Origin of the sequence: Chryseobacterium sp. Mn2064 (assembly GCF_049319685.1) — a bacterium.
Classification (GTDB): domain Bacteria; phylum Bacteroidota; class Bacteroidia; order Flavobacteriales; family Weeksellaceae; genus Chryseobacterium.
In genome coordinates this window covers 1078672-1092863 of sequence record NZ_JBMOUE010000001.1, presented here as the reverse complement: position 1 = coordinate 1092863, position 14192 = coordinate 1078672, and the positions used below count along the sequence as shown (strand labels likewise).

Here is a 14192-nt window from a genome sequence, read left to right as displayed (position 1 = left end):
CCATATACATTCAAGTAATTTATGAATTTTGAAGAATTTAAAAACTGTGGTTTGAGAAAAAGCCTGGATATTCTTTCCGGAAAGTGGAAACCATTGATCTTACACAGTCTTTTCGAAGAAGAAAAAGTACGTTTTGTAGAACTATGGAGAAAAATGCCGAGAGTGTCCAAAAAAGTACTTTCCGAACAGCTAAAACAGCTGGAAGACGATCATATCATTCAACGGATTGAAGTGTATAATTTCCCTCCCGAAGTGTATTACAAACTGACCGAAAAAGGAGAAAAACTTGGCCCTATATTAAACCAACTGCATGCATGGGGCAATGAATTGAATTCGTAACAACATATATTATATTCAAACAAAGACTTTTAAAAAGACTGTTTTGGGGATATTTTGAATGATTTCGAGAAGATTTTATATATTAGCCCAAAATACAAAAGTTGCTTCTATTTTAATAAAAACTATAACCTTACCATTTTACAAATGAAAAGAATTATTATTTCAATTTACGGTGCATTTTGCATCTCTGTTACTGCACAGACTTCTCCTCCACCAACTCTTCAAAGATCGATTACTCCTTCCCGCGGATTGACAATCAATACAAGAAAAAGTACGTTAATTGAAAAACGGACGACCCATTTAAATAATTTCAAAAATTTAAATATCCAGAAAATTGTCACCAAAGATGTGTCGGACAATTCATCAGAAAGCCTTCTGGGAATTATGTATGAATACGAAACATTTGATGAGATCTCAAGAAAAACACTGACTATTGATAAGAATGAACTTGGTAAATTAATTCAGGCTCTTCAAACGATGGAACAGAAAGAGAATGAGAAAAACAGTCAGGAAGCAAAGTATAAATTTGTAACGACCAATAATATTGAATTTGGAAGTGTTTATCGTGAAAAATCTTCCAGCTGGGCTCATTATATAAAAATTCCTTCCTCTTATTACCATCAGAATTTAACTGAATTTTCTAAGGAAGAATTGAAGTACCTGATCAAGATTCTAAAGAATGCTGAACAGGAGCTATAAAGCTCATTTTACTATTTTACAACCTTATAGACTTTTGAAATCTATAAGGTTGTATATAGATTAATCTCCGAACTGATTCAGAACTTCCAGAATATTCTGATAAACAGATTCCAGCTCTTCCGCTGTGATACAATATGGCGGCACCAGATACAGTACATTTCCTAGTGGACGCATAATGATTCCGCGTTGTAAAAATTCCTGGTAAAGCTTTTTTCCTATTTCATTAAAATAGGAAGTTCCATGCCCTGTTTTGAAATCAAAAGCTAAGATTGTTCCGATCTGACGGGCATTTTCTACCTGAGAATGATTCGAAAGTACTTTTAAAAATTCTGAATGCTGATGAGTGATCCGTTTGATATTCATTTGAGTTTCTTCTTTAAGTAGCAGTTCCATACTGGCCAAAGCTGCAGTACATGCTAGAGGGTTAGCTGTAAAAGAATGACCATGGAATAACGTTCTGTGATGATCTTCCGACAAAAAGGCATTATAGATTTCATCTGAACAGGTGGTGACTCCCATAGGCATCGTCCCGCCTGTTAACCCTTTTGAGAAGCACATAATATCCGGTTTTTCCGTCAGATAATTGGCAGCAAAAAGATTCCCGGTTCTTCCGAATCCTGTAAAAACTTCATCCTGAACCATAAGAATCCCCTGTTCTCTACAGATTTTCATGAGAGCATTCAGATCTTCTGCTTTGTACATCAGCATTCCGGCCGCTCCCTGAACCAAAGGCTCGTAGATGATGCAGGCTACTTCATCAGCAAGTTCCTGCAGCTGAAGTCTCAGGTCCTCTATATTTTCAGCATTGGGAGTATCTATAAAAATGACTTCAAACAGCATACTTTCAAAAGGTTGCGTCCAATAGCTTTTTCCACTTACCGACATCGCTCCGAAAGTATCTCCATGATATGCATTTTTGAAGGCCAGGATCTTAGTCTTTTTTTCATCCTGATTATGAGCATATTGAATACACATCTTCAAAGCAACCTCCACGGCTGTAGATCCATTGTCCGAATAAAAAACCTTTTTTTGGTTAAATGGAAGCAACTTCAGTAAGTTTTCTGAAAGCTGAACAGCCGGTTCATGGGTAAAACCCGCAAAAATAATCTGTTCTGCAGTATTCAATTGTTCAAAAACACGTTGTGCAATATAAGGATGCGAATGGCCATGCAGAGTAACCCACCATGAAGAAACTACATCCATATATTCTTTTCCTTCTTCATCATAAAGATAAAGCCCTTTTCCTTTCACAATAGGGATAATGCTGTTGGCAGTCTTCATTTGTGTATAAGGATGCCAGTTGACTGCTTTATCCCTTTCCTGAAGACTGGTTGGTGTTATTGTATCCATATATTGATATCATATGTATTGATGAATGATAAGTTTGGAAATATTAATTTGAAAACATAAATGAGTTATTGATATCTTTTATATCGTATTTAGTTATCGTGCTATCAACACAATAAATCAGATAACAGTTTTACAATAAACTTAAGAATGCTCATTATTAAAATTCCTAAACCCATCACTCATTATTTATAATTATTTAGCAACAGGTTTCTTTTTTCATCATCGGTTTAAGACCAAGAGTTTGCAACATTTGCATATCTTCGGACACGCCCGGATTAGGAGTTACCAGAAGCGTTTCTCTTTCTCCTGTAAAAATAGAATTGGCCCCTGCCATAAAGCACCATGCCTGTTCTGTTTCATCCATTTCTATACGCCCTGCACTTAATCTCACCATTGAAGAAGGCATTACAATTCTTGCCGTAGCAATCATTCTTACCATTTCCCACGTATCTACTTTTTCATTGTTTTCCAATGGTGTTCCTTCTACTCTTGCTAATGCGTTGATGGGAACAGATTCTGGATGTTTAGGCATCGTTGCCAGTGTTAAAAGCATTGAAATTCTGTCTCTATGGGTTTCTCCAAGCCCGATAATTCCACCGGAGCATACTGTAATTCCCGCTTTACGAACGTTATTGATCGTATTGATTCTATTGTCAAACGTTCTGGTAGAGATGATTTCTTCATAATACTGCTCTGAAGTATCAAGGTTATGGTTATAGGCATACAAACCTGCTTCCTGAAGTCTTATAGCCTGTTCTTCTGTAAGCATTCCCAAGGTACAACAAACCTCTAATCCAAGATCATTTACTCCTTTTACCATATCAATCACACGGTCGAAATCACGGTTATTACGAACCTCTCGCCATGCTGCAGCCATGCAGAAACGGGATGATCCGCTATCTTTAGCTTTCTGTGCATGAGCAATAACTGTTTCTGTAGGCAGTAAAGCCTGTACTTTGATATTGGTATGATATCGGGCTGCCTGCCCACAATAAGAACAATCTTCCGGGCAACCTCCCGTTTTGATGGACAATAATGTGGAGATCTGTACTTCGGAAGGATCATGCCATTCTCTGTGTACAGTCGCTGCTTTATAAATCAGTTCCATAAGAGGTAAATGGTAGATTTCCTCAATCTCTTCTTTAGTCCAGTTGTTTCTAATTTCTGTTTTTTGATCCATTATCATAATTTTGTTATTGTTAATTGTTTTGCAGCAGCTTTTATCTGCTCTTTTTCAGTACTATCGACTTCAGGAATCCTGATAATTTTTGTTTCCTTATTCACAAATCCGCAAATCACGCGTTCTGTATCTTCCGGAAAACTTCCATTAAGGATTAAAAAACCCAACGGGATATTTCTTTGTTGTAAAGCCATGATTGACAACAAACTGTGATTGATACATCCTAAATAATTCCTTACAACAAGTGCTGCCGGCAGGTGTAATTTTTCGATCAGATCAATCATAAATGTGTGGTCGGAAAGTGGTACCATTAAACCTCCGGCTCCCTCTACAATCAAAGGCTGATCGGTTTCCGGAAGCTGAAATTCATCAAGACTGATCGTTATATTTTCTTCCCGCGCAGACTGATGAGGTGATGCTGCCAATTGTAAACGATAGGTTTCCGGATAGCATTTTTCACAGTCTGTCCAGGCTTCAATTTTATGACTGTCTGTATGATGAAGATCTCCGGATTGCACCGGCTTCCAGTATTCCGCTTTAAAATATTGAACCAAAATGGCTGAGCAAGCGGTTTTCCCAATTTCGGTTCCTATTCCTGTAATAAATAATTTCATAATGTTGTCATGAGAAAGCTGATCGAAAAAGACAATCTGAAATTTTATTCTTCTGTCTTTACCTTTCGCTTTATATAAATTCTCTGATGATTTCTGTAAGTCTTACAATTTCTTTTTCCGTATTAAAGCTGTGAAGACAGATTCTGAGTCTTTCACTCCCTTCTTTCACTGTTGGACTATAGATGGCGTAGGTTAAAAAACCTTCTCCATGCAAAGTTTGCTGCATTTGTTTAAGTCTTTGATTATTGGTCACAACAATCGCCTGAACAGGACTCTTTTCCGAGGAAGGAGAATTCAGGTTTTGGCTTCGGAATAGTTGAATGTTTTCATGAAGCTTTTCAGATAATTCCTGATGGGCTTTCAAAAATTCATATCCGGCCTTAATGCTTTCCCATTGAAAATCCTGTGCGGAAGTGGTATAAATAAACGGTGATGCAAAGTTGATCAGATAAGATTTTACCATTTCATTACAAAGTATTGCTGCTCCGTATGATCCTAATGCTTTTCCATACGTAACAACTGTTGCCAAAACATTTTCCTGCAACTGATACTGATCGATCAAACCATAACCAAAAACTCCAAAAGCATGGGCTTCATCTACGATTAAATCAGCATTATACTTTTTGGCGAGCTCCGCAATTTCTGAAATAGGAGCAAAATCTCCCTCCATAGAGTACAGACTTTCTACAGCAATATAGCAATGACCGCTCTGCCTTCGTAATATATCTTCTAAATCCTCCACGTTATTATGTAAGAATTTCAATTTCCGGGCATTTGACAATCTGCAGCCATCATGCACAGAGCGATGGATCTGCTCATCCACAATAATAGTATCATGGCGGTTGGGAAGCGTTGAAAACAAAGCCAGATTAGCATTATATCCTGACGGAAAAAGCAATGCGGTCGGAAACTGATGCTGTTTAGTAATAAATTCTTCATTTAAAGCTACAATACTGCTATTTCCGCTAATCAATCTCGAACCAGTACTTCCTGAAAGCAATTGAGGATTTTCATTTACTTTCTGAAGCAAAATATTCTGAAGTTCTTTATTTCTGGCCAATCCCAGATAATCATTCGAATAGAAGTCCACACCTTGAGAGTCAAGTCTTACACTTCGTAATGTACCTTCCTCCCTCCTTTTCTCAAGAGCCTGTTGGAAATACTCGGTATGATTATGCATAATTTAACTGAGTCACCTCCTCTGTAATAGCATTCATCCATTGCTCATGCAATTCTTTCTCAATCGTCAGAACATGATCTGCGTGTGTTTTCCAATCTGCAGAAAAATCATTAAGCTGATTGATCATCTCTTCCAAATGTCCTTCTTCTTCCAGAATAATAGATTTCACCATAATTTTTGAAGACACTTTCGTTAAAACATCCTGATATACGGGATATAAATCATCGGCCCTGACTTCTATGGCATATGTCACAAAAAGATATGCGGCATATTTTAAATCTTCTTTATTTAATTGAAATGCTTCCTGAAGGTACCTGCAAGCTTTGACATCTAGGGAATGAAGATACTGTCTTGTTGCAATAGGCGCCAGAAGTTCCTGGCTTTCGTAGGTTTTGCAAAGCTCAGGGTTTATCTTTCCTATCTGTTTTTTCAGATAGTATGCATGACGATGTTCTTCAGCAGCGTGCTTCAACTGGATCTGAGTCACCAATACCGGATGTTCACATTTCGAAATTTTTCTTGCTCCGGCATTTTCCATGAAAGAAAGCGTGTTCAGCCATTTGGCATGAGTAGAGCCATCCTGAACAATCTTTTCTAAAAGATGATGAAATTCCATAGATTTTTATTTTGATGTCAAAAGTAGTATATTGCCGGATGGTTACATGGTGCCAGTTTTGATATTATGGATAGTCCGGTTAAAATTCCTTATGAAAGTTTTATAAAAATTAACAGAAAGTCTGAAACGTCAATTTATTTACAGATTGCCAATCAGCTCATCAATGCTATACAAAGAGGTGTTTTACCTTTTGGAACAAAACTTCCCGGAACGCGTACCTTCAGTGAAATGCTCGATATTCACCGTAATACTGCTGTAGCGGTATATGATGAGCTTTCTGCACAGGGCTGGACAGAAAGTTTACCCAACAAGGGGACATTCATTATTGGAAAAGAACAGGAAAAACCTGTAAAAATGAATGATTTTGAGCAAAAAAACCTTCAAAACTATCCAAAAACTACTGGATTTGCATTCAAAACATCAAACATCCTGGATAATCCGTTTGAGCATTCCGATTGCGAATATGTATTCAATGATGGGGTTCCTGATATCAGACTTACCCAAATCGGGCAGCATTCCCGGTTTTACAGCTCTATTCTGAAGCGTAAATCTCATCAAAAGATATCCGGACACTATAATCATGATGGAAGTGAATTTTTTAAAGAACATTTGTCCAGATATCTCAATCTATCCCGCGGATTACCTATTTCTAAGAACAATCTTCTAATCACAAGAAGTACGGAAATGAGTATTTATATTGTTTCCGAAATTTTACTTTCCCCTGGTGATGTGGTGCTGGTAGGAGCATTAAGTTACTTCTCCGTCAATATGATCTTCATGAAAGCAGGTGTAAATATGGTTTCCATACCCATTGATGAGGAAGGAATCATTGTAGAAAGCGTTCGGGAGGCTTGTAAAAAACAGAAGATCAGAATGCTGTACCTTACGCCTCACCACCACTATCCTACTACTGTCGCCCTAAGTGCTCAAAGAAGACTGGAACTTCTGGAACTTGCTCAGGAATATGGATTCATCATTCTCGAAGACGATTACGATTATGAATTTCATTATGACAAAAGCCCAATTTTACCTTTGGCAAGCGCAGACACCCACGGAATGGTAATCTATATAGGTTCATTTGGTAAATCACTGGCTCCCGGTTTCCGGACCGGTTTTATTGTAGCTCCCGAAAATCTGATGGCCGAAATGAGAAAATACCTCGGAATTATTGATAGGCAGGGCGATATTTTAATGGAAAGAGCCCTTGGAGAAATGATTGCTGAAGGGGAAATCAACCGTTATTTGAAGAAATCTTTAAAAATCTATCAGGAAAGGAGAGATCATCTCTGCGCTTTACTTCAGGAAAACCTTGGAGATCTTATTCGTTTTCAGAAACCTTCCGGTGGATTGGCGATATGGCTGGAATGGAATATCCCGGTTAATCTAATGCAACTCAGTCGTAATTGCGCCCGCGAAAATTTGTTTATTCCTAAAACCCTTCTTTATCAAAATAAATCCCTCACCGCCATACGATTAGGATTTGGAGATCTTGATGATAATGAAATGGAAAAAAGTATTGAAATTTTTTCAAAAAACTCAAAATTGTTCACCTAGCTTATCATTTTGGGGATTTTTCAACGCTCCATTTTGATGAATTTTCATCCTTTTTGGCTCTTTTTTATATTACATTTTCGTTAATTTTCAAGGTTATTGCAATTATTTTTGTCTCATTTTGGGACTGTGAAAAAATTAATTATATCGCATAAATCATCATAAAAGGTATCATTCATTTGTGATTTATTGTTAACGTACTCACGTTGGTTTGAAATATGTGACAAAAATCATTTTGATTTTTTGCTCAATAATATTTTATATTTACTCCATTATTTTTAATTGTTCTAAATAAATGAAACGACAATATGCACTTTCAGTCATTTTATTGGCTGCCTTTACTGCACATACTTCTGCGCAAACCAAGCAGGATAGTATTACCACAAAAGATATCAATGAAGTTATTCTGGTATCTTCACGTTCTCCGAAGCAAATCAGCGACATTCCGGGGACAGTCTGGATCATTGGGGAAAAAGAGCTCCAGACACAAATAAGAGGCGGTGCCGGGTTGAAAGAGGTATTGGGAAATATGATTCCTGGGTTTGATTTTGGAAATCAGGGAAGAACAAATTATGCCCAAAATATGAGGGGAAGAAATGTTCTGGTGATGCTTAACGGAGTTTCACTGAACAGCACAAGAGCTGCCAGCAGACAATTTGATGCGATAGATCCTTTTAACATCGAAAGAATTGAAGTTCTGTCGGGTGCATCGGCTATTTATGGAGGAGATTCTACAGGAGGAATCATCAACATTATCACTAAAAAACCAACGTCTGACAAACTTGCTTTTGAAACTTCTGTAGGACTTAAAACAGGTTTTCACAAAGATGATCTGGATAAAAGAATTGCACAGTCGATAGCAGGGGGTAATGATAAAGTGAAATTCAGATTAGGAGCTGCTTTTACACAAAACGAAGGTGCTTTTGATGCGAATGGAAACCAAATCATTACAGATGTAAAACAGGCAGACTACCAATACAACAGATCGATCGATCTTTTGGGAGGTCTAAGTGTAAAATTGAGTCCTGATCAGGATTTAAGTCTCGATCTTCAATATTACAATTCTAAAGTCAGAAATAAAAAATGGCTTTCTTTTGGTCCTGGATTTACGGGATTCACCACTAAAAATCCTGATCTGATCAATGTTCTTGGAGGAGCGGATTCTGATGTCGTTCCACGTACAGAGCGTTTTATGGCGAATCTTCAATATAATTTACGCAATGTTCTGGGGGGGCATAATTTGCTTGTTCAGGCTTATGGAAGACGTGAGGAGGCTGATTTCGGAGCCTCTTTTGCGGAAATTCCTAAACCTCCTGCAGGGGTTGTTTTGCCGGTTTTCCTTTCTTCAGGACGAGGAAATACAGATGTTTACGGAGCGAAAGCTGTTTTATCCAAAAAATGGAATGCCTTTAATTTCACTTATGGAGCAGACCTGGATTATGAAAAATTCAATGGAGATCAGGCTATTTTCAATCCGCAAATAAGCAGTGAATCCGGAGGATTGATCAATAAAGCAGATGCTTTTGTAGGAAGATATCCTGATACTAAAATATTTACACTCGCAGGTTTTATTCAGGCTGACTGGAATATTACCAAGCAACTTACCTTGTCCGGAGGAGTAAGACAGCAGTTTATCAATGTAAAACTGGATGATTTTGTCGGATTCAAAGAACAGGTGTATATGCACTTCGGATATGGTAATTCCGCAGATGTTGTAAAAGGCGGAAAGAACAATTACGACGTAACTTTACTGAACGGAAGTTTACTGTATAAATTTACCCCAGCCTGGCAGACATGGTTCAGTTTCTCTCAGGGATTCGCTGTTCCTGATGCTGCAAAATCTTATGGTTTCGGAAAGTACCAGCTGGATAACAACCGCTGGAAGCTTTTAAACAGCATGAATATTGCTGAGCAGCCTTTAAGTGGGATTAAAACAGATCAGATCGAACTTGGTTTCAGACATAACAGGACTTCAGAGTCGGGATTATATGCACAGGGTTCATTGTTCTACGCATTATCCAGCAAAACATTGAAAATTGACAACGCAGCATTCACTGTTTCTCTTCTTGATCAAAAACTAAGGAATTACGGTTTTGAAGGTGCTTTGGGATATCGTTTTGCTGAAGGACTTGAATTGGGAGGAAATGTTCTCCTGATGCAGTCTGAAACAAAAACGGTAGATAAAGGCTGGCAAAATCAGTCGGTATACACTACCAACCCTTCCAAGTTTATGGTTTTCACTGGCTGGAATGCAAAAAGATTTTCATTAAGACTGCAAATGCAGAACTCAATGAACTATACCGATTTGGCGGATATGAAAATTAATGGCTATACCCTATTCGATTTTATAGGAGATATAAAGCTGAACAAGGGAGTCATCAATTTTGGAATCCAGAATATATTCAATAAGCAATATACAACCATCTGGGGACAGCGTTCCGAATTTTTCTATGGAGCGCCTCAGAAAGCATTTGCTTATCAGGGCCGTGGAACAACGTTTTCTGTAGGCTACACGATTAATTATTAATTTCTTATCTATTATTTTTCACTGATATATTTTAAACCAATAAGAACATCAAAAATTGAATAACAGCTTATTTCCTTCATTAAAAGGACGGTTTAAAGTATATCAGTTTCCTTAATGTTTACATCAAAAAATTACTTGTAGAGAGTAAAAGCACACTAACTCACATATCTATGAATACATCAATTACCGAGCAGATTGTATCGGAGAAGGATAGCCTTTTCCCAAATCTGGAAAATTTATTCTGTGATATCAACATTCACGAATATCAGGATGCAATGCACAGAACACAGCAAAGTGTCATTGCTTTTTTAGAGGATACCCGCCAGCCTTTCAGTGGGGTTTCTCCCAAAGAGCTGAGAAAGCAGTTTGAATATATCGATCTCAATGCTCCCCCTATCAGCTATGAAGAGCTGTTTGACGAAGTAAATGATCTTTACACACAACACGCAATTGCCTTTCATCACCCTAAATATGTTGCCCATCTTAATTGTCCTGTAGTTATTCCTGCTGTGGCGGCAGAAGCAATGATCAGTTCTATCAATTCTTCATTGGATACCTGGGATCAGAGTGCCGGAGGAACTTTAATGGAACAGAAGCTTATAGAATGGACCTGCCAGGAAATTGGTTTTAACAAAACATCCGACGGAATTTTTACCAGTGGAGGTTCTCAAAGCAATTTGATGGGTATGCTATTGGCAAGAGATCATTATTCTGCTAAATTCCTTAATCATAATATTAAAAAAGACGGACTTCCTAAAGAAGCTCACCGTTTCAGGATTTTTGTTTCTGAAGCTGCTCATTTTAGTATTCAGAAAAGTGCTTCTATGCTGGGTCTTGGGGAACAGGCTGTTATTAAGATCAAAACAGACCGTTCTTTCAGAATGAATAGTGTATTGCTGGAAGATGCCGTAAGAAAAGAAATTGAAAACGGGAATATACCGATCGCTGTTGTAGCTACCGCAGGAACCACAGATTTCGGGAACGTAGATCCTCTTATCAATATTTCAGGGATTGCAAAAAAATACAATCTTTGGTTTCACGTAGATGCAGCGTACGGCTGTGCTTTACTTTTAACTGACAAACACCGCCATCTCATCAACGGAATCGAGGAAGCTGACTCCGTAACGGTGGATTATCATAAAGCTTTCTTCCAGCCTGTGAGCAGTAGTGGATTTTTGGTAAAGGATAAAAATTATTTCAGACTCATCACTCATTATGCAGATTATCTGAATCCTAAAGATCATGATGAAGATGAAATCCCTAACCAGGTTAATAAATCCATACAGACCACAAGACGTTTTGATGCGTTAAAACTTTGGTTTACCCTTAGGATTATCGGAAAAAAAGGCCTGGGTAACTATATTGACAGAATTATTACAACAGCCAGAGAAGCTGTGGAAGCTTTAGAGAATGATCCTCATTTTGAACTTTTAAATTCTTCGGACATTTCAGCTCTTGTCTTCCGCTATTCGGCCGATCCTTTTAAAACGTTTGACCTGAACAGGATCAATACATACATCAAATCACAACTCTATAAACAAGGAAACGCCCTTACAGCAGGAACCAAAGTAAATGGACAGTTCTATCTGAAATTTACCATACTCAATCCTCTCACTACAATCGAAGACATTAAATCTATACTTAACATCATAAAAAAATACGGAAATGAATACATTGAAGTCAACTAATATATCTGAATACGCAGAAAAGATCAATTACACCTCCCTGATCAACTGCTACCTTAAAGAGTTTACCAACTGGAGCCGTTATATGGGCATTCCTAAATATGACGAAGCCATTGCTGCTTATCTCAAAGAAACTCCGACAAATCTACACATAAGAATAGATTTTTCATCAATAGGATGCGATGTTTACGTACCTGTTGCCTATTTTTCTGAAAGTGGAAGACATCTTTTCGACTTCCCTGTACTGATGAGAGTTCTGGCTACTGATGAGGTTTCAGAGCTTGATGTTTACGGTTTTATGACGCTTACAGCGGAATATTCAAAAGAAATTCATCCTGGGATAGACTCCACTAATGTTTTAGAAAGATTAAACAACAGCATCGACAATCTGACAGAGTACCTCTATCATTCAGTACATACGAAAAAACCGATTAATGATCTGGAAATGTCTTTCATTGAAGCAGAACAGTCTCTTATCCTTGGGCATATTCTGCATCCGGTTCCAAAATCAAAACAAGGTTTCAATGGTGAAGATCTACTGAAATATTCTCCTGAAACTTCCGGAAGATTCCAACTGTTTTATTTTCTTATAAATCCTGAGAATATGATTGAAAAAAATGCTGACGGAGAACTTGTAAGTAAAGAATTGGCTGAGAAAATCTACCCGATCCTTAATGAAGAACATAAAAAACTTTGGGATCAGCATCCTGAATATCACATTCTTCCAATGCACCCCTGGGAGGCAGACTATCTATTAAGTCAGCAAAATGTACAGATTATGGAAGAGCAGGGAATTCTTTTTGCTCTAGGACATTACGGAGAATACTTCACTCCTACTTCATCGGTAAGAACGGTATACAGCGAAGACAACAAGTGGATGTTCAAATTTTCGCTGCATGTAAAAATCACCAATTCCGAAAGAATTAATTTATATCCGGAGCTGCACCGTGGGTATGATATCAGTATGCTTCTTAAAACAGATTGGGGAAAAAACCTTCAGAGAGATTTCCCTGAGATCGATTTTATGGTTGACCCTGCTTTTATGGCTGTTACCTTTGATGGTAAAGTGATTAACGGGTTCAATATCAGCATCAGACGAAATCCTTTCCAGGGCGAGAATAAAAACAAAAATGTAACCCTTTTGGCTGCTTTATGTCAGGATGGAATTCTTGGAAAACCTTCAAGATTACAGAATATCATCACTACTACTGCTGAAAAACTGGGACAATCTACAGAAAAAATTGCCGTAGAATGGTTCAAACAATATCTACATCTTTGTGTAAGGCCTATTGTAAGAATCCTAAATACTTACGGACTTGCCTGTGAGTTCCACCAACAGAATGTAATGATAGAGCTTGATAAGAATGGATTCCCTGCAAAAATATATTTTAGAGACAATCAGGGATTCTTTTTCAGAGAAGGACGAAAAGAACTGGTTTCCGCTGCACTTCCGGGAATTGCCGATGAAAGTCAATCGATCATTGATGAAGAATCTCTAGCTCCAAAGTACACGTATTATCTGGTAACGAATAATATTCTGGGAGTAGTGAATGCATTGGGATGCAACAGACTAGTTGAAGAGAAAAAGTTAATCAATTTGGTTTACAAGGCATTCAAAGAACTTGAAAATGAAGACGAAACAGGTCTTGTTAACTATATTACCAACAAAAGAAACTGGTATACAAAAGGAAACCTGATCACCAGCTTACAGAACATCAATGAGGCAGACGAATCTCTGGAATATCCTGCTGTTTTCCTGGATACTCCTAATCCTCTTACCAAATATTTCTACAGCCAGAAACTGATCAAACCTACAACAACCGAAACAGTATATTCCCGTCATTTTGAAAACGAGAACATAACCATCAGCATCAGACCTTTTGATATTGAAAATGATTTTGAGATGATTCACGAATGGTTCAATATGGAACACGCCAAACCTTACTGGAAAATGGATGGCCCGAAAAGAGATCTTGAACTTTGGTTCAGAACGATTCTTCCAAGTGATGAGCAGCACAGTTTTATCGGAGAAATTAATGGTATTCCGCAATTCAGTTTTGAACCATACTGGCCAATGAGAGACATTGTAGGAGCGTATTATGATTCTCTTCCTACAGACTATGGAACTCACTTTTTTGTTGCTGAAACCCGTAAAGACAAAAAGTATTCTTTCGAATCTTTCCAGGTAGCATTAGACTATATTTTCTCTCTTCCTGAGGTAGGAAAATGTATTGGAGAAGCATCTGTAGAAGCGGTTCCTACAGACAGACTGATTACAAAACTGGGCTATACAAGAGAAGGGATCATTACCATGCCTCATAAAACAGCTTACCTTACTTTCTGTACCCGTGAAAATTACTGGGAAAAGTGCCCGGAAAGCAAATTGGAGATCAATAACGCTTAAATAAAGAGATCTCTTACAGATTAAATAATTAAAGCTTCGGCTCTACT

The 14192-nt window shown here is 37.7% G+C and carries 11 protein-coding genes; 6 read left to right on the top strand and 5 right to left on the bottom strand.

Going from position 1 to position 14192, the window contains the following annotated elements; genetic code table 11:
- The first annotated feature begins 21 nt into the window (after positions 1-21).
- Positions 22-339, top strand: coding sequence for a winged helix-turn-helix transcriptional regulator (locus tag ACL9RH_RS04725; protein ID WP_422692189.1), 318 nt, complete (start codon positions 22-24; stop codon positions 337-339).
- Between the two features lie 144 nt (positions 340-483).
- A complete protein-coding gene (locus ACL9RH_RS04720; RefSeq protein ID WP_422692188.1) occupies positions 484-1038 on the top strand; it encodes a hypothetical protein in 555 nt (184 codons plus the stop codon).
- A 60-nt stretch (positions 1039-1098) separates the two neighbouring features.
- Here the strand turns inward: ACL9RH_RS04720 and bioA are convergent, their stop codons facing one another.
- The 5 genes from bioA to ACL9RH_RS04695 form a co-directional block, all read right to left on the bottom strand.
- On the bottom strand, positions 1099-2388 hold the full coding sequence (gene bioA, locus ACL9RH_RS04715) for an adenosylmethionine--8-amino-7-oxononanoate transaminase (protein WP_422692187.1): 1290 nt from the start codon (positions 2386-2388) through the stop codon (positions 1099-1101).
- Positions 2389-2584: 196 nt separating this feature from the next.
- On the bottom strand, positions 2585-3568 hold the full coding sequence (bioB, locus tag ACL9RH_RS04710; RefSeq protein WP_422692186.1) for a biotin synthase BioB: 984 nt from the start codon (positions 3566-3568) through the stop codon (positions 2585-2587).
- 2 nt (positions 3569-3570) lie between these two features.
- Positions 3571-4182 carry a dethiobiotin synthase gene (gene bioD / locus ACL9RH_RS04705; protein ID WP_422692185.1) on the bottom strand — a complete coding sequence of 204 codons (612 nt, stop codon included), beginning with the start codon at positions 4180-4182 and terminating at the stop codon, positions 3571-3573.
- Between the two features lie 70 nt (positions 4183-4252).
- Complete coding sequence (locus tag ACL9RH_RS04700) at positions 4253-5362, bottom strand: aminotransferase class I/II-fold pyridoxal phosphate-dependent enzyme (RefSeq protein ID WP_422692184.1); 1110 nt, start codon at positions 5360-5362, stop codon at positions 4253-4255.
- Entirely contained in the window at positions 5355-5978 is a 624-nt protein-coding gene (locus tag ACL9RH_RS04695; RefSeq protein ID WP_422692183.1) for a hypothetical protein, read from the bottom strand. The genes ACL9RH_RS04700 and ACL9RH_RS04695 overlap by 8 nt, the downstream gene beginning before the upstream one ends.
- A gap of 66 nt (positions 5979-6044) precedes the next feature.
- Here ACL9RH_RS04695 and ACL9RH_RS04690 point away from each other — a divergent pair, with 66 nt between their 5' ends.
- The 4 genes from ACL9RH_RS04690 (at position 6045) to ACL9RH_RS04675 (ending at position 14145) form a co-directional block, all read left to right on the top strand.
- A complete protein-coding gene (locus tag ACL9RH_RS04690) occupies positions 6045-7532 on the top strand; it encodes a PLP-dependent aminotransferase family protein (RefSeq protein ID WP_422692182.1) in 1488 nt (495 codons plus the stop codon).
- A gap of 292 nt (positions 7533-7824) precedes the next feature.
- On the top strand, positions 7825-10056 hold the full coding sequence (locus ACL9RH_RS04685; RefSeq protein ID WP_422692181.1) for a TonB-dependent receptor: 2232 nt from the start codon (positions 7825-7827) through the stop codon (positions 10054-10056).
- Between the two features lie 170 nt (positions 10057-10226).
- Complete coding sequence (locus ACL9RH_RS04680) at positions 10227-11744, top strand: pyridoxal phosphate-dependent decarboxylase family protein (RefSeq protein WP_422692180.1); 1518 nt, start codon at positions 10227-10229, stop codon at positions 11742-11744.
- Positions 11722-14145 (top strand): GNAT family N-acetyltransferase, encoded by a 2424-nt coding sequence (locus tag ACL9RH_RS04675; protein ID WP_422692179.1) that lies wholly within the window; start codon positions 11722-11724, stop codon positions 14143-14145. The genes ACL9RH_RS04680 and ACL9RH_RS04675 overlap by 23 nt, the downstream gene beginning before the upstream one ends.
- Positions 14146-14192 lie beyond the last annotated feature (47 nt).